The 17002-nt window shown below is 34.3% G+C and carries 19 protein-coding genes; 10 read left to right on the top strand and 9 right to left on the bottom strand.

Annotated elements, in window-relative coordinates; genetic code table 11:
• Window positions 1-59 precede the first annotated feature (59 nt).
• Both cysM and FLA105534_RS14005 read right to left on the bottom strand, forming a co-directional pair.
• A complete protein-coding gene (cysM, locus tag FLA105534_RS14010; protein ID WP_173966744.1) occupies window positions 60-947 on the bottom strand; it encodes a cysteine synthase CysM in 888 nt (295 codons plus the stop codon).
• A gap of 2 nt (window positions 948-949) precedes the next feature.
• Window positions 950-1741 (bottom strand): serine O-acetyltransferase, encoded by a 792-nt coding sequence (locus tag FLA105534_RS14005; protein ID WP_173966743.1) that lies wholly within the window; start codon window positions 1739-1741, stop codon window positions 950-952.
• Between the two features lie 190 nt (window positions 1742-1931).
• Between FLA105534_RS14005 and FLA105534_RS14000 the strand changes: the two genes are divergently transcribed.
• From FLA105534_RS14000 to FLA105534_RS13990, 3 genes are all read left to right on the top strand, one after another.
• Window positions 1932-2633, top strand: coding sequence for a DUF1003 domain-containing protein (locus FLA105534_RS14000; protein WP_173966742.1), 702 nt, complete (start codon window positions 1932-1934; stop codon window positions 2631-2633).
• Between the two features lie 392 nt (window positions 2634-3025).
• Window positions 3026-3211, top strand: a complete 186-nt coding sequence (locus FLA105534_RS13995) for a hypothetical protein (protein ID WP_173966741.1) — start codon at window positions 3026-3028, stop codon at window positions 3209-3211.
• Window positions 3201-3752: a Smr/MutS family protein gene (locus tag FLA105534_RS13990; RefSeq protein WP_173966740.1), complete on the top strand. Its 552-nt coding sequence runs from the start codon at window positions 3201-3203 to the stop codon at window positions 3750-3752. The genes FLA105534_RS13995 and FLA105534_RS13990 overlap by 11 nt, the downstream gene beginning before the upstream one ends.
• A gap of 146 nt (window positions 3753-3898) precedes the next feature.
• On the opposite strand, the gene FLA105534_RS13985 is transcribed toward FLA105534_RS13990, so the two are convergent.
• The gene (locus FLA105534_RS13985) at window positions 3899-4879 is read right to left on the bottom strand and encodes a hypothetical protein (RefSeq protein WP_173966739.1); all 981 of its coding nucleotides are present in this window, start codon (window positions 4877-4879) and stop codon (window positions 3899-3901) included.
• A gap of 87 nt (window positions 4880-4966) precedes the next feature.
• On the opposite strand from FLA105534_RS13985, the gene FLA105534_RS13980 reads away from it, so the two are divergent.
• Window positions 4967-6091: a cysteine desulfurase family protein gene (locus tag FLA105534_RS13980; protein ID WP_173966738.1), complete on the top strand. Its 1125-nt coding sequence runs from the start codon at window positions 4967-4969 to the stop codon at window positions 6089-6091.
• A gap of 157 nt (window positions 6092-6248) precedes the next feature.
• On the opposite strand, the gene FLA105534_RS13975 is transcribed toward FLA105534_RS13980, so the two are convergent.
• The 3 genes from FLA105534_RS13975 to glf are packed head-to-tail and all read right to left on the bottom strand — an operon-like array spanning window position 6249 to window position 8680.
• Complete coding sequence (locus tag FLA105534_RS13975) at window positions 6249-6809, bottom strand: L-threonylcarbamoyladenylate synthase (RefSeq protein ID WP_173966737.1); 561 nt, start codon at window positions 6807-6809, stop codon at window positions 6249-6251.
• Between the two features lies 1 nt (window position 6810).
• Window positions 6811-7575: a DUF4422 domain-containing protein gene (locus FLA105534_RS13970; protein WP_173966736.1), complete on the bottom strand. Its 765-nt coding sequence runs from the start codon at window positions 7573-7575 to the stop codon at window positions 6811-6813.
• On the bottom strand, window positions 7568-8680 hold the full coding sequence (gene glf, locus FLA105534_RS13965; protein WP_173966735.1) for a UDP-galactopyranose mutase: 1113 nt from the start codon (window positions 8678-8680) through the stop codon (window positions 7568-7570). Before glf ends, FLA105534_RS13970 begins: the two co-directional genes overlap by 8 nt.
• Window positions 8681-8732: 52 nt before the next feature.
• On the opposite strand from glf, the gene FLA105534_RS13960 reads away from it, so the two are divergent.
• Both FLA105534_RS13960 and FLA105534_RS13955 read left to right on the top strand, forming a co-directional pair.
• Window positions 8733-9611 (top strand): hypothetical protein, encoded by an 879-nt coding sequence (locus FLA105534_RS13960; RefSeq protein ID WP_173966734.1) that lies wholly within the window; start codon window positions 8733-8735, stop codon window positions 9609-9611.
• A gap of 271 nt (window positions 9612-9882) precedes the next feature.
• The gene (locus tag FLA105534_RS13955; protein WP_173966732.1) at window positions 9883-10650 is read left to right on the top strand and encodes a Kdo domain containing protein; all 768 of its coding nucleotides are present in this window, start codon (window positions 9883-9885) and stop codon (window positions 10648-10650) included.
• Here the strand turns inward: FLA105534_RS13955 and FLA105534_RS13950 are convergent.
• Together FLA105534_RS13950 and FLA105534_RS13945 are read right to left on the bottom strand one after the other, a co-directional pair.
• Window positions 10631-11404: a glycosyltransferase family 2 protein gene (locus FLA105534_RS13950; RefSeq protein ID WP_173966731.1), complete on the bottom strand. Its 774-nt coding sequence runs from the start codon at window positions 11402-11404 to the stop codon at window positions 10631-10633. The genes FLA105534_RS13955 and FLA105534_RS13950 overlap by 20 nt on opposite strands.
• A 5-nt stretch (window positions 11405-11409) precedes the next feature.
• On the bottom strand, window positions 11410-12474 hold the full coding sequence (locus tag FLA105534_RS13945) for a glycosyltransferase family 9 protein (RefSeq protein ID WP_173966730.1): 1065 nt from the start codon (window positions 12472-12474) through the stop codon (window positions 11410-11412).
• 127 nt (window positions 12475-12601) lie between these two features.
• Between FLA105534_RS13945 and FLA105534_RS13940 the strand changes: the two genes are divergently transcribed.
• From FLA105534_RS13940 to FLA105534_RS13930, 3 genes are all read left to right on the top strand, one after another.
• Window positions 12602-13351, top strand: coding sequence for a glycosyltransferase family 2 protein (locus tag FLA105534_RS13940; RefSeq protein ID WP_173966729.1), 750 nt, complete (start codon window positions 12602-12604; stop codon window positions 13349-13351).
• 315 nt (window positions 13352-13666) lie between these two features.
• Complete coding sequence (locus tag FLA105534_RS13935) at window positions 13667-14380, top strand: polysaccharide deacetylase family protein (RefSeq protein ID WP_173966728.1); 714 nt, start codon at window positions 13667-13669, stop codon at window positions 14378-14380.
• An 8-nt stretch (window positions 14381-14388) separates the two neighbouring features.
• Window positions 14389-15138, top strand: coding sequence for a glycosyltransferase family 2 protein (locus tag FLA105534_RS13930; protein WP_173966727.1), 750 nt, complete (start codon window positions 14389-14391; stop codon window positions 15136-15138).
• 69 nt (window positions 15139-15207) lie between these two features.
• On the opposite strand, the gene FLA105534_RS13925 is transcribed toward FLA105534_RS13930, so the two are convergent.
• On the bottom strand, window positions 15208-16023 hold the full coding sequence (locus tag FLA105534_RS13925; RefSeq protein ID WP_173966726.1) for a 2,3,4,5-tetrahydropyridine-2,6-dicarboxylate N-succinyltransferase: 816 nt from the start codon (window positions 16021-16023) through the stop codon (window positions 15208-15210).
• A gap of 286 nt (window positions 16024-16309) precedes the next feature.
• Here FLA105534_RS13925 and FLA105534_RS13920 point away from each other — a divergent pair, with 286 nt between their 5' ends.
• Window positions 16310-16939, top strand: coding sequence for a PAS domain-containing protein (locus tag FLA105534_RS13920; RefSeq protein WP_173966725.1), 630 nt, complete (start codon window positions 16310-16312; stop codon window positions 16937-16939).
• Window positions 16940-17002 lie beyond the last annotated feature (63 nt).

Raw genomic sequence — 17002 nt, 5'->3', positions numbered from 1 at the left:
TTGTGAAATTTTGAATTGCTGAGATTCAAAAGACTTTAAAATCTCAGCAATCCAGATTTTTAGTCAAATAAATCAGAAGATAAATAACGATCACCGCGATCACAAATTACGGCAACAATAACTCCTGATTCCAGTTGTTCGGCAATTTTTAATGCTACAGCTACAGATCCTCCGCTACTCATACCGGCAAAAACACCTTCTTCAAGAGCAAGTCTTTTAGTCATTTCTCTGGCTTCAGTTTCACTCACATCAACAACGGTATCTACTTTTGCGGCGTCGAAAATTTTCGGTAAATATTCCTGAGGCCATTTTCGAATTCCCGGGATCTGAGATCCTTCGCTGGGCTGGGCGCCGATGATTTGAATGTTTTTGTTTTTTTCTTTTAAGTAAGTCGAAGTTCCTATGATAGTTCCTGTGGTTCCCATAGCCGAAACAAAATGGGTTACCGTTCCGTCAGTATCATTCCAGATTTCAGGACCGGTGGTTTTATAATGCGCTTTCCAGTTGTCATCATTTGCAAACTGATTTAGCATCAAATAACCGCCTTCGGCAACTTTTTTGTCGGCGTAGTCCCTTGAGCCGATAATTCCTTCGCTAGCGGGCGTTAAAATAACTGTAGCGCCGTAAGCGCGCATGGTTTGGGTTCGTTCTTTTGTAGAATCTTCAGGCAGCACCAATTCAATTTCGATTTGAAACAATTGTGCAATCATGGCCAGAGCAATTCCGGTATTTCCGCTGGTGGCCTCAATTAGCTTGTCGCCTTTTTTAATATCGCCTCTTTCTACAGCGGATGCAATCATGTTATATGCCGCTCTGTCTTTTACACTACCTCCGGGATTATTCCCTTCAAGTTTTAGTAAAAGTTTTACGTTTTTGTTTTTAACCAAATTGACAGTTTCCATCAAAGGAGTGTTTCCAATTAGGTTTAGCAATTTCTGTGGACTCATTTTTATTTTTTTTCTTTTATTTTGACTTCAGTTGTAGTGGTATTTAAAACGATCGAATCTTCAGGAATCGACTTGGTAATCCATGCATTTCCACCTACAATGCTGTTTTTTCCAATTATAGTTTCACCTCCTAGAATAGTAGCATTGGCATAAATGCATACATTTGCTTCTACAGTGGGGTGTCTTTTGGCGTTTTTCATTTCCTTGCTTACGCTCAAGGCCCCTAAAGTAACGCCCTGATAAATTTTTACATGTTTTTTAATCACGGTAGTTTCACCAATCACAATTCCGGTAGCGTGATCAATAAAAAAGGGAGAGGCAATATCGGCTCCGGCATGAATGTCGGTTCCGGTAATTCGATGTGCGTACTCGCTCATTAATCGCGAAAAAAGCAATAAATCCAAAAGATACAATTCATGACTTAAACGATAAATGGCAATGGCGTAGAATCCGGGATACCCCAGGTATACTTCGTCAATACTATTAGATGCAGGGTCATTTTCAAGGATGTATTCTGCATCGTGATTTAGCTTTTCTAAAACCCCTGGTAATTTCTCCAGAAAACGATCCCAAATGGATTCACAGAGATTTTCAGATTTTTTACACGCCAGAACAGCGATTTCCTTAAAACGAATTTCCAATTCTTTGATGCTTTCGTCTAAAGCTGCATTTGAATCAAAAAGGGTATAAAATAGCTTTTCAGTAAAATCTTCTGTTTTGGTTTTGATGCCGTAATTTATGTTTGAATGACTTTTTAAAGCTTTTATGTTTTGTATGATAATGTCTTTTGTCACAGTGGTGAAATTGAATGGATAATAAGAAAGGCTAAAAGTAAGGTGTTTTTTGTAAATAAAGGCAGGAATTCTTTAAAGAAATTTTCTTTTGAGTACTGTATTTGTGATAAATAAAAGAAATGCAAATGGTTGTGTTTTATGTAATTCTTAAGGAGTTAAATGTGTAAATTAGCGTGTAAAAAATATAAAAATGAAAAACAATTCGACTTTTAAAAGCGCTATTTCTGATATTTCCTTTCCTGAAACCGATAAAATTTACGGAAAATCGATACACGACCCCATATTAGGATTGATTATTAAAGATCATCCTTCTTTTAGTGACGAGGATTGTATTGCCGTAAAAGAATTGAATGAATACCGTCAGAGGTATATTTCAAACTATTTGTCAACCGAAATTGGTGCGCTTTCGGATCTTGAAAAAAATGTTATTTCTTCGCTGAAAGAAGATAAATCAATTGTTAGTACAGTTGAAGATGAAACAGAAACCAGGAATTTTGGGCAAAGAGTCGCCGATCAGGTGGCAGATTTTGGTGGAAGCTGGACGTTTATAATTTCGTTTTTGTTTTTCATTGTGGTTTGGATTGGTGCGAATGTTTACATTTTGGTGAACAAAGGCTTTGATCCGTATCCGTTTATTTTGTTGAACTTGATTTTGTCGTGTATTGCTGCATTGCAGGCTCCGGTCATTATGATGAGTCAGAATCGTCAGGAAGAGAAGGATCGAAATCGTGCTAAAAAAGATTATATGATCAATCTAAAATCGGAACTGGAGATTAGAATGATTCATGATAAAATAGATCATTTGATTATGCATCAGCAACAGGAGTTAATCGAAATTCAAAAAGTTCAAATCGAAATGATGAACGATATCTTGAATCAGATTAAAAAATAAGTCTTATAAAAATAGTAAACATTGAAGCGATTCCAAATTAAGAAGAGATGAGTTTTTATGTATAAAAGAACGGAGTGTTTTGAATAATTGAATCTGTTTTTTTAACAAAAGGCAGCTTCAGTTTTTGAAAATAAAAGAGGAGTATGATGAATGAAATGCACTTTGGCTACTGATGAAAATCAGTAAAAAAAGTAGGAATAAAGTAGTTTTTAAATTCCTTAAAATGTACTTGTAAATAGGGTATGTTTTAAAGACCTGAGAGTGCGTTTGTTTTTCTGAATTTTGAGGCTTGTTTTTTTTGTGAGAACAAAAAAAATAATGGAGGTAGTTTTGGGAGGAGGGAATTGCTATTTTAAAGTTTCATACTTTTGGATCTTTAATACTTATAATAAATGAAAGCGTTTAAAATTTTAATAATGATTCTTGCCATTTCGGTTGCGTTATACGAGCAGGTATCAGCAGAAAAAAACATTTACATTATGGTAATTGCGATAGCAGTTTTCATGTATGGAATGATGCAGTTGAGTGCAAAAACACCGAGTAAAAATCAAGATAAAGAAGAGAAGGATGTTGACTAAAGGAGATAAGGTTTCAGTCTTAGACGAAGCCATAAATGGAACAGTTGTTTCGGTGAAAAACAACGAGGTTTTGATTGAAACAGAAGATGGTTTTATGATGACATTTTTTGTCAACGAACTACTTAAAGTACAGGATTCCAGCAATTTAATGAATTCTATTAAAAGAATTGATTTAGAAGAGATTTCAAAGGAAAAAACAGAGCCGAAACCAAGGAGTTTTGTGAAAGAAAAGAAAGATAAACGCGAAATTTCGGCTCCTGAATTTGATTTGCATATCGAAAAACTGGTGCCAAACAAACGCGGAATGTCTAACTATGATATTCTCACCTTACAGACGGAAACGGCAAAAAGACATATTGAGTTTGCGATCAGAAACCGCATTCCGAAAATCGTTTTTATTCATGGTGTCGGCGAAGGAATTTTAAAGGCCGAACTTGACTTTTTATTGGGGCGTTACGACGGAATCGATTTTCAGGATGCCAATTATCAAAAATATGGCTTAGGAGCCACCGAAGTTTATTTTAGACAAAATCAGAAATAACAGCTTATTTAGATATAGGAATATTGAATTTAAAGCATAAAAAAAACGTCCGTTTTTCTTTCTGAATTCGTTATGGAATCAGTTTAGAAAACGGACGTTTTTTTGTAAGATTTTTTAAGTCAGTATTTGTCGTTTGAAAATAGTTTTTATGGTGTGGTTGAAATTTCAAGAACCCCAAAAGTGTATTCGTTTGGCAGCTTGAAACTACTGTTTCCTCTCTCGAATTTTACGCCTTTAAGAACAATAGTATGAAAGTAAGCGGTTCCAACAAGTTTTGTGGTGACTTCGATAGTTCCATTTACATTTTGTACACTGTTTCCTGCTATCCACGTTTCTTTCACAGTTGGAGTAGAAGGTAGGGGACTAGTACAAAAGTAGCCTGGAGGTAAAGAGCCGTCAATACCAAAAGTACGTATTAAAACTTTATTGGTTGTAGTGCTTATTAAACCAATTCTTGGTTGGGTTGTGACCTCATTTTTAAGTAGCAGAGGATCTATGTTGTCGATTGTTAAAGCAGTTGATGCTGTTTGGTTATATACTAGGGTTTTGTTACCCGGGCATTGTTTTAAGGGGCCCGTAAAAAGTGTACTTGGCGAATTGTAAGAGGTCTTAAAAAGTCCAAATGGATATTCGGCCTCTACCTGCGGTCCCGAAGGTTTTAGAAAAGTAATGTTCTGGAAAACAAGGTTGTGATTGTAGCCTGTAATTGTAGAGCTCCCGTCGGCGTTATCCGTTACAGCTGCCGTAGTGATATCCACGATTTTTCCGGCTGTGGCTTGCCATTCTTCAGTTACGCCTGGTGTTGTTGGGGGGATCGCACCACAGATATTTGCAGTACCAACCAGACCATTATAGGCTCTGTATACCACACGGGTTGTGGTGTTGTTGATATCATAATATAAGGGCTTGCCTGCTAATGTTGCATCATTTAAAAGAGTGTTATCAGGAAACTGAATCATTAATGATTCTTGTTTTTTAAGTTTGTATATAAGACCGTTTGTTTTTTCATTACAGGTCTGAGCCGTAATAGTAGGGTCACTAAAATCAATTGTGTCTACCGTTAAATCGCCATCATCGCAGCCGTTTAATAAAAGCGCAAAGAAGAGAAGGCTTGCATATTTTTTCATCGTAATTTTATTTGAGGTCAAAAATAGTGAAAAATTTGTCAAATGATATTCAACATTTGACAATTGATATTTCATAACTTTGCGGCAATGAAAAAAGTATATCTTGATAACGCCTCTACAACCGCTATGCGTCCTGAAGTAATTCAGGAAATGACAAAAGTGATGACAGAAGATTTTGGTAATCCGTCTTCTACACACAGTTTTGGAAGAAATGGAAAAACTATTTTGGAACTCTCCAGAAAAAGCATTGCCAAGCACTTAAATTGTACCGCACAGGAGATTATTTTTACTTCAGGAGGTACTGAAGCCGATAATTGGATTCTTCGTTCTGCTGTTGAAGATCTTAAAGCGGAGCGTATCATTACAACCAGAATCGAACATCATGCAGTGCTGCATACCGCAATGGTTTTAGAATCTGAGTATAAGGTTCAGGTCGATTATGTGAATATAAACCCTAATGGAAGTATCGATTTAACACATTTGTCAAATTTATTAGCCGAAGACAAAAAGACAATTGTTAGTTTGATGCATGTAAACAATGAAACCGGAGCTGTTTTAGATCTGGAAAGAGTTGGTGTAATTTGTAAGCAATACAATGCTTTGTTTCATTCGGATACCATTCAGTCTGTTGGAAAAACGGAGATCGATTTGCAAAAAATCCCTGTTGATTTTATTGTGGCAAGTGCGCATAAATTCCACGGTCCAAAAGGGGTGGGTTTTGCTTTTGTTCGAAAAAATTCCGGATTACAGCCTTTAATTTTTGGAGGAGAGCAGGAGAAAGGACTTCGTGCCGGTACAGAAGCTGTGCATCAGATTGCCGGAATGGCTAAGGCATTATCACTTTCGTACGAGAATTTAGATCAGGAGAGAAATTATATTACCGATTTAAAAATGTATTTGATTGATCAGCTCGAAATTTATTTTCCAGGCTTTAGGATCAATGGTAAAAAAGAGGATTTTTATAACATTATCAATATTATTTTGCCTTTTTCAGCCGACAAAACTTCAATGTTGTTGTTTAGTCTGGATATGAAAGGAATAGCAGTTTCAAGAGGTAGTGCTTGCCAGTCCGGTAGTGTAAAGCCGTCCCATGTTTTAAAAGAAATGCTTTCGGAGACGGATTTAAAGTTACCAAATCTCCGAATTTCATTTAGTCATTTCAATACCAAAGAAGATATTGATTGGTTGATTGAGAGTTTAAAAGGTGTTTAAAATGTGCTAAGGTTCTGAGGTTCTGAGGTTTTATAGTTACAAAGGTACAAAGGGTTGTATTACGATTGTTGTAATCTGTAACTTGAAACTATTTACTCACGAGTCGCTATTTTTTTTGCATTTAGCAAATCAGCAATCTAAAATCTACAATCTAAAATTACTTGCGTATCACTTTTACCTGCGAATCATTCGTTAGTTTTATAATGGTTGAAGGTTTTCCGGCAACTCTGTCGTGATAGAGATTTACTACATAATCAACACCATTTACAATCTCGGGACTGATGTCTTTAAAGGCAATTGGAGTGGGTTGTCCTGAAATATTAGCCGAAGTAGAAACGAGTGGCTTCTTCATTCGTTCTAAAAGTTTGAAACAGAACGGCTCTTTTACCAGACGGATTCCAAGCGAATTATCTGCAGCGATAATGTTTGGAGCAACATTACGGGGTTCATCTAATATTAAGGTAGTAGGTTTTTCGGATAAATCTAAAAGTTGCCAGGCTACTTCGGGGATGTTTTTAAATACATTGTACATCATTTTTTCCCCGTTCATCAATACAATCATACTTTGTGTTTCAGCACGTTGTTTGAGTTTGTATATTTTGGCAACAGCCTCTGGATTTGTTGCGTCGCAGCCAATTCCCCACACCGTATCGGTAGGGTAGAGAATGATTCCGCCTTCTTTTATGACTTCGTACGCTTTGATTATTTCTTCGTTCATATTACAAGTCAATTATTTTGTATGATGGGACTCCTTTGATTTTGAAGTTATGATGATACATGTAAAGATTAATTAGTCTTTCTGATATAAAACCAAAAATTCGGGCCTGATAAGCATCTTCCGGAATTGTAATTCGGGATTCTAGTTCAAACAGAATGGAAAAAAGCCAGGTGTAGTAAGCATCAAATTTTTCTTTTGAACTAACCATCATATTTCCCATATGAAACAGAGTTCCTTCATCGAGAAACTGAGTAATACTGTTTTTGTATTCCGGGTATTTTTCCAGAATGATCTGTTTGGTTAAATCCCAGTCCTCTTTTCTGTGTTCCTCACAGTAGTTGTCGGTCAAGGATCCTTTTTTGAACTTATAAGGACGGCATAGAATTACGTCATACTCTGAAAGAAGAGAAGCTATTTTTTTCTCCAGTTTTTCAGAAGCTACGTTGTATGATTTAGTGTTTTTGAAATCTTCGTTTTTGATTTTTTTCTGTGCCGAAGGTTTTAGATTGTACCAGTCGTTGTAAAAGTTAAGGTATCTTCTGTAATGACAAATCCCTACATAGTCTGCTTCTTTTTCATTTTTCCAAATCCAGTAAGCAGCTGTCAATTCACAATAGTTGCTGTTTTTGTTTCCGATATTGTCCTGAGTATTGTCTCTTAAGATAGTATCAGTGATTGATGGATTTGTTCCCACCTGAATCGGAACCAAAATATCATTGGATAATACAGGGTTTTCTTTATGAGTTACAATGAAAATCTTAATCATTATTCAGTTCTGTTTTAGATCTTTTTAAAGCTATGGCAATTATCTGATGCATGTCGTAATATCTGTATTCTGATAATCTTCCTCCAAATATTACATTCTTTTCTTCTAAAGACAGTTTTTTGTACTCTTCAAACAAGGCTTGATTTTTGGCATCGTTTATAGGATAAAACGCTTCATTAGACGGGTTCCATTCGCATGGATATTCTTTTGTAATAACAGTTTTGCTTTGTTTGCCAAATTCAAAATGTTTGTGCTCAATTATTCGGGTAAAAGGATAGCTGGCATCGTTGTAATTAACAACAGCATTTCCTTGAAAATTATCAGTATCAAGAACTTCGTTGTCAAATTGTAGAGATCTGTATTCCAGAACCCCTAATTTGTAATCGAAATACTCGTCAATCTTTCCGGAATACACAATTTTATCGGCAAGTCCGTCAAATTTCGTTCGGTCTGAAAAGTAATTGGTATTGGTTATCACTTCAATTCCGTCTAATAATTTGTCAATTAATTTATTGTAACCGCCAATAGGGATTCCCTGATAGGTATCGTTAAAATAATTGTTGTCAAAAGTGAATCGAACCGGAAGTCTTTTTATGATAAAAGCTGGTAATTCAGTGGCTTTTCTTCCCCACTGTTTTTCGGTGTACTCCTTTATAAAATTATCATAAATATCTTTTCCGACAAGGCTTAGTGCTTGTTCTTCCAGATTTTGTGGATTTTTTACTCCATAAGTCGCTACTTGTTCATCAATTTTTGCTTTGGCTTCCTGAGGAGTTTTGGTACCCCAAAGCTGATAAAAAGTATTCATATTAAAAGGTAAATTGTACATCTTACCTTTAGAAAGTGACATTGGGGAATTTGTGAAATTGTTAAACTCAACAAATTGATTCACATAATCCCATATCGCTTTATCGTTGGTGTGAAATATATGTGCACCATATTTATGAACATTAATTCCTTCGATATTTTCGCAATATACATTTCCTCCTATATGGTCTCTTTTGTCAATTACCAGACATCTTTTTCCTGCTTTTTTTGCTTCATGAGCGAACACACTACCATAGAGTCCTGATCCAATTATTAAATAGTCATATTGCTTTTTCATGATGCAAAAGTAGAGATTAATTAGTAAATTGCAACAAATTACAAAAGTAAAAATGGCAGGAAAAATACAAGTAGGATATTTGGTTTCGTATGATTATGAGTTGTTAAAAACATCACTTCCAACAGTGTATAACGATGCAGATGCAGTTTTTGTCGCCATTGATAAAAATAGAAATACTTGGAATGGCGGAAGTTTTACGATCGAAGATTCTTTTTTTGATTGGATTAAGAATTTTGACGTTGATAAGAAGGTGGTGATTTATGAAGATGATTTTTATGTTCCAGCCTTAACTACAATGGAATGTGAAATTAGAGAACGAAAAATGCTCGCCGAAAAAATGGGAATTGGAAATTGGATTGTCCAGGTAGATTGCGATGAATATTTTGTTGACTTTAAAAAGTTTGTTTCTGATCTAAGACGATATGATTCTTATTTAATTAATCCGGAAAAACACCCAATACAGATTTGTGCTTTTTGGGTGATGCTTTATAAGTATACCGATAAAGGGATTTTATATGTAGATAAACCACTAAAGGCTATTTTTGCTACAAACTATCCTAATTACAAAAGCGGACGAAGAATTAAGGAGCGTCAGATTTATACCAACAACATTGTTCTGCATGAATCGTTGTCAAGAACCGAAGCAGACTTACGTTTTAAGCTTGACAATTGGGGGCATAATGTAGATGTAGACAAAGGTTTTTTGGATAAATGGCTTGTTGTGAATGAAAATAATTATAAAGATTATAAGGATTTTTACTATTTGCAGCCTAAAAGATGGAAGAAATTGGGATTCTTTTCAACTAAAAGTATTCCTCAGATAAAGGAGATTATTGAAAAAGAAAAAAGGCTGAACGTACCTAATTTTAAGCTTTATTTTAAAAATTTCGGTCAGTGGCTGAAATACGCGCTAAAGAAGAAAAAGGGATAAGTAACTTTTTGCTCTTAATAGAATTTAAGGATGGAAATATTCTCTGGTTTTTATTTTTAGAAGGAGGTTCAGAAACGATTAAAATTTTTCTACTGTCGATTTTAGCAGCAAATTTAATCTTAGAATAATTGAATTTTGTTAATTATAAGGTTATTTTTGCATCCTTACGTTTAGTACTTAGAACTGTGGAAAACAAGCTGTTTTTTTGGCTGTTTAGACAGGAGTAAAACCTCTTGGAAACAGGTAATAATTAATATCAAAGTTATATTTAATGATCTCAAAATTTAAATTTTCAACAGCAGTAAAAAGCTCCAGAGATATATTGTCTTTTATTAAAAACTTTAAGACTTCAGGCGAGTTGTTTGGAAATGGAGATCGCAATGTTATTAAATTGTTTGATCTTGAGGGAAAAACAATCAACATTAAATCATTCAAAATTCCGAATTTAATTAATAAAATAGCCTATCGTTATTTTAGAAAATCAAAGGCAAGACGTTCGTATGAATATGCTACAATTTTATTAGAAAAAGGTATTGGGACTCCTCAGCCAATGGCATTTTTGGAGAACTTTAATCTTGTAGGTTTAAGAGACAGTTATTATGCGAGTGAACATCTGGTAACTGATTTAACGTACAGAGAACTTGTAGAAATTCCGGATTATCCGGATCATGATAACATTCTGAGACAATTTACTCGATTTAGTTTTGATCTTCATGAAAAAGGTATTGAGTTCTTAGATCATTCACCCGGAAATACTTTGATTAAAAAGAAACAGGACGGTAATTATGAATTCTTTTTGGTTGATTTGAACCGAATGGAATTTCACGAGTCGATGACTTTTGAAATGCGAATGAAAAACTTATGCCGTTTGACCCCTGTAAAAGAAATGGTAGCGGTTATGAGTAACGAGTATGCTAAGTTTTATAAAGAATCAGAGCAAAAAACATTTGATACTTTATGGAAATACACCGCTGATTTTCAGGAGCAGTTTTACAGGAAAAAGCGTTTGAAAAAGAAACTTAAATTCTGGAAGAAGTAATTCGATTAAGCTCCTTGTATCGAACAAAGACACTGTAAGCGTTTAAATAACATATCGTGATTCCTCTGGCTCCGTCTAAAAAGCCCAAACGAATTAGAAACTGATATAAAAAAGTATAAACAGGATGGAAAATCATCAGTAAAAGAGATGGTTTCTGTCCTTTTTTTTGTTTTTCATTGGCCTTTAAAACGCCGTAACTGTACATTTTTGCTTTGTAATCAGTATAAGAGGTATAAGAGAAATGAATGATTTTGTTTTTTAAAGTCGAAATCTCTCCTTTTACAATCAGTTTTTCATGCACCATTCTGTCCTGATTGTATCGACAGTTTGTTTTGTTGAAAAGTCTGAAAATCTTATCGGTTTGCCAGCCACTAAAATGCAGTTTTCTGTTTTTGAACATAAAAGTTCTGTAAATGAAATAGGCACTTGCAGTATCTTTTTGATTGATGGTGGCTGCGATTTCCAGTTTTAGTTCCGGAGTTAATCTTTCATCGGCATCGATGAATAAGATCCAGGAGTTTTTTGCCTGATCAATCGCAAAATTGCGTTGAGAGGTATAGTTGATGAATTGGTTCTGGATTACCCGTACGTTTTTAAAAGACTCAATTATACTAAGGGTACGATCAGTACTGTAAGAATCGACCACAATGATTTCATCGGCAAAATCGATGTCTTCCAGCAGTGATTTTATGTGCTGTTCTTCGTTAAGCGTAATGATCAAAACGGATAACTTTTGCCTTTCAGTAGTATTCATCAGATCTAATTCTTGTACTCCTGAAAATAAGTAGCTAACTTTTCAAGCATTAAAGCTAGGGGATACTCATCGTAGTATTGAAAAGTATGGTCTTTTATATATTGTTCGGTATGCTGCTTGTATATTTCCGGTTTTAAATCTTTCAGGTGGATGGAGAAATTTTTGGCTTCATTTTCAAATATTTGCCAGGTTTCTTTTCTAACGGATGGTGTGAAGATAGAAAATGTTGGAATGTCAAGGGCCTTGGCCATGTTTACAGCTCCGCCTTCATTTCCGATCAACATTTCACATTGCGAAAGTAAAGCTAGAAAAGGTCTTAATTCTGTGCAGTACAAGTCAAAAACGATGTGTTTTTTGGTTTCTGCACTACAATAGTTGTATACTTCCAGAGCCTGTTCTTTTTGATCCGGAATATAATTGAAAATAATAGTAGCATTGGTTTTGGCAACAGTGAAATCGATTATTTTAGCCATCCCCTCTAAAGGATAGGTTTTGTAAACTTCACTTCCTAAAATTCCAAACATAATTAATGGTTTTTCGCTGTCAACCTGATAACTTTTGAGAAGGTTTTTGGCATCATTAATTTCAGATTCTTTCAGGAATATTTTTGGTTTTACATTTGTAATCTTTTCAGAAATAAACGGTTTTAAAAGCATTAAACGGTTTTCAATAGCTAATCCATGTTCGGATTCTACGGCATCTAAACGTTCGTAGGTGTAGTTGTAGAATGCTTTGGTGTACCATTTGCGATAAGAAACTTTGTATTTTGCTCCTGAAAACAGCGTAATTAAATTTGTTTCCAACTTAGAGTAAACGTCTATAACGGCATCGTATTTATTGCGTCGGATTTGAAAAATAAATTTAAATAGAGAAGGAGTTGATTTTCTAACCTTGTTCGATAAAGGAATAACATTATCAATATTCTTGTTCTCTTTTAGTACATCGACAGAATTTGGGTAACACATATAATCGATAATCGAATCCGGGTATTTGGTTTTTAGATTATTACAGATTATGGTGCTCGTTAATACATCTCCAATTCTTTTTTGCTGAATGACTAATATTCTCATTTATATAAAATTCAATTTGTGGGCTAAATTAGTAATAATTTTATAAAGTGTGCAAGGGGACGATTAAGATAAGGTAACTAAAATAAAAAGCCGTATTTTTGTAAAAAAATAAATTCCCCCCAATAAAATGCAAATTAGTGGTCTTATTATTACTTTCAATGAAGAGAAAAACATTGGTAAATGTATAGATGCTTTACTAAGAGTTTGTGACGAAGTAATTGTAGTCGATTCATTTAGCAAGGATCGTACTGTTGAAATTGCTAAAGAAAAAGGTGCAGTAGTTATTGAACAGGCTTTTTTAGGTGATGGTCCGCAACGTACACATGGTCTGCCTTATTGCAAAAATGATTGGATTTTAAATCTTGATGCGGATGAATTTCTGGATAAAGATGCTGAAAAATTTATATTAGATAAAAAATATCTCGAAGGAAACTATGATGCTTTTAGTTTTAGAGTAAAAAACTTTCTCGCGGATAAACTTATCGATTTCTCAGGATGGTATCCGGATCAAAAAGTACGTTTTTTTAATAAACAAACAGCCCATCCTTCTGATTCAAAAGTGCATCAGAAAATAATAACTCAAAATGAGAAAAAAGTAGCGGTACACATTTTGCATTACGGCTGGGACTCTTTGGATCAGATTATAGCAAAGAAAAATCAATATTCCGGTTGGCATGCACAACAATTGTTTGATCAGGGAAAAAGAATAACCGCTATTAAGCCCGTTACTAACGGAGCAGTTGCGTTTATCAGATGCTACTTTTTTAAGAAAGGTATATTTAATGGTATAGACGGATTGTCAATAGCAATGATTCAGAGTTTCTTTTCATATATGAAATATGCCAAGCTTTTAAAACTTCAAAAGAGGCTAAAATAAAATTTGATAAAAACGGAGGTGCTAATCTCATTTACAGTACGGGTTTAATATACAAACCTGGTGCTTCAAGCTATGTTATTACTTGTTTTTTTGATTACGACAGGTGCCGGATGTATTTTTTGCAAGGTGTTTGTTGCTTAATTTTGGCTCAGCAGTCATTTTTTTTGTAATCTTTTTCTTTAATTCAGAAGTAAATTGAGCTGATTTTATTTAACATTAATAAGGTTTTTTGTTTCATTTATTTTTTTTTACTTAAAAATGTTTTTTTTGTGAAAAATAATACTATTAATGATAGCTTTGCTAAAAAAATAGAGAATGTCAAAGTTGCCAATTTTAATGTATCATAACGTTGTTGAAGATGAAGCGAAGTCTTTAAATCTAAGTGTTTCTGTAGCAAAGTTAGAAGCACAGTTTAAATTTTTACGTGACAATAATTACACCACATTTCATTTTAAGGATTTAGAAAATTTAAAAGAACTTCCTTCAAAAAGCATTATAATCACTTTTGATGATGTTACGGAGTGCCAGTTGTTGTATGCGGTGCCTTTGCTTGAAAAATACCAATTAAAAGCCTCTTTTTTTATACCATTTTCTTACGTTGGTAATTTTGATTATTGGATCGAAGGAAAAGAAAAAATTATGAGTGTCGAACAGCTAAAAGGATTAAATCCTGATTGTATTGAGCTGGGATATCACTCTTTTGAACATAAAAGATACAGTTCGTTGTCTAAAGAAGAGTTAGAAGCTGATTTTGCGAAGTCTAATGCGTTTGTTTTGGACAATCAATTAGATATAAAACCTGTTCTGGCATATCCTTTTGGGAATTATGCTAAGAAACATTCTGAGTTTGCTGTTTTTGAAAATATGATGCGTGATAACGGTATAAAATACGGTTTGAGAATAGGCAACAGAGTAAATAATTTTCCCTTTAAAAATAACTATTTGGTAAAGAGAATAGACATAAAAGGCGAAGATAGTTTGTTTAGATTTAAATTAAAATTGAAAATAGGTAAGCTTAAATTATTTTAAAAAATGCTATGGAAATTAGTGGATTAGTAATAACGTATAATGAAGAAAAAAACATTGGCAAATGTATAGATGCGCTGTTCAGGGTTTGTAACGAAGTAATTGTTGTAGATTCGTTAAGTACAGATAATACAGTAAAAATTGCCGAAGAAAAAGGAGCTAAGGTTGTTTTACAGAGTTTTTTAGGAGACGGACCTCAGAGAATTCATGGCTTGCCATATTGTAAAAATGACTGGATTTTAAATTTAGATGCCGATGAGATTTTGGCTGAAGATGCCGAAAAATTTATATTATCAGGCCAATATGAAAAACAGAATTTTGATGTGTATGCCTTCTCTCTGTATAATTATATGGGCTGTAAGCTCATTAATTTCGCAGGTTGGTACCCTGACAAAACTTCACGATTTTTTAACAAACAAACTGCTTCTCCTTCAAAAGATAGTGTACATCAAAAAGTTTGTGGTACTAATAAGACCCACTTAAAAGTTCATATACACCATTATGCCTGGGACTGTTTTGGACAGTTTATCAGTAAGAAAAATTTATATTCAACCTGGCATGCCCAACAGCTTTACGATCAGAATAAAAGGGTAAACAGTTTTAAACCTATATTAAACGGGACAGTTTCTTTTGTTAGGTGTTATTTTTTTAAAAAAGGCTTTTTACATGGATTAGACGGTTTCACATTTTCAATGACTCAGGCTTTCTTCTCTTATATGAAATATGCTAAGCTTTTGAAGCTTCAAAAGCAGAATAAGTAAAAAAAGTATAGAAAAAAATAAAGCGGAATGAGTAATCATTCCGCTTTATTTTTTATTAGAGATTATATGTTAAACGGCAACATCGTATTCGCGAAGCGCATTGTTCAATGAAGTTTTCAAATCTGTTGATGGTTTACGAGTACCGATAATCAAGGCACATGGAACCTGAAACTCACCGGCAGCGAATTTTTTAGTATAGCTTCCAGGAATCACAACCGAACGGGCAGGAACAAAACCTTTCATTTCAACAGGTTCGTCACCAGTCACATCGATAATTTTTGTTGAAGCGGTCAAGCAAACATTAGCACCAAGAACAGCTTCTTTACCAACGTGAACACCTTCGACTACAATACAACGAGAACCAATAAAGGCACCATCTTCAATAATAACCGGAGCAGCCTGAAGCGGCTCTAAAACACCACCGATACCTACGCCTCCACTTAAGTGAACGTTTTTACCAATTTGTGCGCAGCTTCCTACGGTTGCCCAAGTATCAACCATTGTACCTTCGTCAACATAAGCACCGATATTTACATAACTTGGCATCAAAATTACACCGCTCGAGATATAAGCTCCGTAACGCGCTACAGCATTAGGTACTACACGAATTCCTTTTTCAGCATAACCTTTTTTTAGCAACATTTTATCGTGATACTCGAAAATACCTGATTCCCATGTTTCCATTTTTTGAATTGGAAAATACATTACTACCGCTTTCTTAACCCATTCGTTTACCTGCCACTTGTCACCAACCGGTTCGGCGCAACGTAACTTTCCTGCGTCAATCAATTCAATAACGGCTCTGATAGCGTCAGTTGTAGTTGTTTCTTGTAATAAAGCTCTGTTCTCCCAAGCTTGTTCTATTATAGTCTGTAAAGAATTCATATGTTATAATTTTTGGCAAAGATAAGGTATTTAAAGAAAAGCAGAAAAGTAAAGCCTTTGTAAAATGTTACAGGTGTAACTTTTTGTTTGTATTTTGATAAATTAAATAAGCCTTCGTAAAATTGTAAGAATGTTTTGACTCATAAGCGTCTTTTTTAAATAGAAAAACATGATAAATATCAGATTTTTGGTTTTTACTTCTCTTTAATTTCGCGGTATAATTCCTGAAAGATTGAAGGAAATTGTAAAATACCATTCCAAAACAAAATTATTTAATTAGTAAGAAATGAATCAAGAGAATCAACTTCAAAACCGAATAATAGTTATTGATAAAGAAGTCACGTGGGATAAAACGCAAGTGATTATGAGTAAAACAAATGCTTTTGGTATTATTGAATATGCCAACGAAGTATTTGTAGATGTATGTGGTTATGAAGATTATGAATTGATGGGCCAGCCACATAATATAATACGTCATCCGGATATGCCAAGAGTTATCTTTAAAGTGCTTTGGGAGAATCTTAAAAGCGGAAAAAATTTCCATGCTATTGTTAAAAACTTAGCAAAATCAGGACGTTATTATTGGGTAATTACTGATTTTGAAATTGCAAAAGATGAGAACGGGGTTATTGTTAATTATTTTGGAAGACGACAAGCAGTTCCTCAGGAAGTTATCGCGTTACATATCGAACCATTGTATAAAAAACTGCTTCAAATTGAGGCGGCAAGCGGGATGGAGTTTAGTGAAAAGTATCTTATTGGATTTCTTGAAGAAAAGAAAAGAACTTATGTTGAATACATAAAAGAACTAATATATGAACATGAGAAATCTCAAGCGAAGTTTGCTCATTATGAAGTACAGGAAAATGATGAAGAGGAGGAAAGAGGTTTTTTTAGAAGATTGTTCAATAGATAGAATTGATTTTTTTTAGGTTTTGAATATTTGGGAAAAGTCCGTTTTGAGTTTTCAAAACGGATT

This window comes from Flavobacterium collinsii (assembly GCF_902804485.1).
In the GTDB taxonomy this organism is placed as follows: domain Bacteria; phylum Bacteroidota; class Bacteroidia; order Flavobacteriales; family Flavobacteriaceae; genus Flavobacterium; species Flavobacterium collinsii.
This window is presented reverse-complemented; position numbering and strand designations above follow the sequence as displayed.

Bases quoted from the DNA above. Each gene is read 5' to 3' on its own strand.
- cysM (WP_173966744.1), bottom strand. From the start codon at position 947: ATGAGTCCACAGAAATTGCTAAACCTAATTGGAAACACTCCTTTGATG.
- FLA105534_RS14000 (WP_173966742.1), top strand. From the start codon at position 1,932: ATGAAAAACAATTCGACTTTTAAAAGCGCTATTTCTGATATTTCCTTT.
- FLA105534_RS13995 (WP_173966741.1), top strand. From the start codon at position 3,026: ATGAAAGCGTTTAAAATTTTAATAATGATTCTTGCCATTTCGGTTGCG.
- FLA105534_RS13990 (WP_173966740.1), top strand. From the start codon at position 3,201: ATGTTGACTAAAGGAGATAAGGTTTCAGTCTTAGACGAAGCCATAAAT.
- FLA105534_RS13985 (WP_173966739.1), bottom strand. From the start codon at position 4,879: ATGAAAAAATATGCAAGCCTTCTCTTCTTTGCGCTTTTATTAAACGGC.
- FLA105534_RS13980 (WP_173966738.1), top strand. From the start codon at position 4,967: ATGAAAAAAGTATATCTTGATAACGCCTCTACAACCGCTATGCGTCCT.
- FLA105534_RS13975 (WP_173966737.1), bottom strand. From the start codon at position 6,809: ATGAACGAAGAAATAATCAAAGCGTACGAAGTCATAAAAGAAGGCGGA.
- FLA105534_RS13970 (WP_173966736.1), bottom strand. From the start codon at position 7,575: ATGATTAAGATTTTCATTGTAACTCATAAAGAAAACCCTGTATTATCC.
- glf (WP_173966735.1), bottom strand. From the start codon at position 8,680: ATGAAAAAGCAATATGACTATTTAATAATTGGATCAGGACTCTATGGT.
- FLA105534_RS13960 (WP_173966734.1), top strand. From the start codon at position 8,733: ATGGCAGGAAAAATACAAGTAGGATATTTGGTTTCGTATGATTATGAG.
- FLA105534_RS13955 (WP_173966732.1), top strand. From the start codon at position 9,883: ATGATCTCAAAATTTAAATTTTCAACAGCAGTAAAAAGCTCCAGAGAT.
- FLA105534_RS13950 (WP_173966731.1), bottom strand. From the start codon at position 11,404: ATGAATACTACTGAAAGGCAAAAGTTATCCGTTTTGATCATTACGCTT.
- FLA105534_RS13945 (WP_173966730.1), bottom strand. From the start codon at position 12,474: ATGAGAATATTAGTCATTCAGCAAAAAAGAATTGGAGATGTATTAACG.
- FLA105534_RS13940 (WP_173966729.1), top strand. From the start codon at position 12,602: ATGCAAATTAGTGGTCTTATTATTACTTTCAATGAAGAGAAAAACATT.
- FLA105534_RS13935 (WP_173966728.1), top strand. From the start codon at position 13,667: ATGTCAAAGTTGCCAATTTTAATGTATCATAACGTTGTTGAAGATGAA.
- FLA105534_RS13930 (WP_173966727.1), top strand. From the start codon at position 14,389: ATGGAAATTAGTGGATTAGTAATAACGTATAATGAAGAAAAAAACATT.
- FLA105534_RS13925 (WP_173966726.1), bottom strand. From the start codon at position 16,023: ATGAATTCTTTACAGACTATAATAGAACAAGCTTGGGAGAACAGAGCT.
- FLA105534_RS13920 (WP_173966725.1), top strand. From the start codon at position 16,310: ATGAATCAAGAGAATCAACTTCAAAACCGAATAATAGTTATTGATAAA.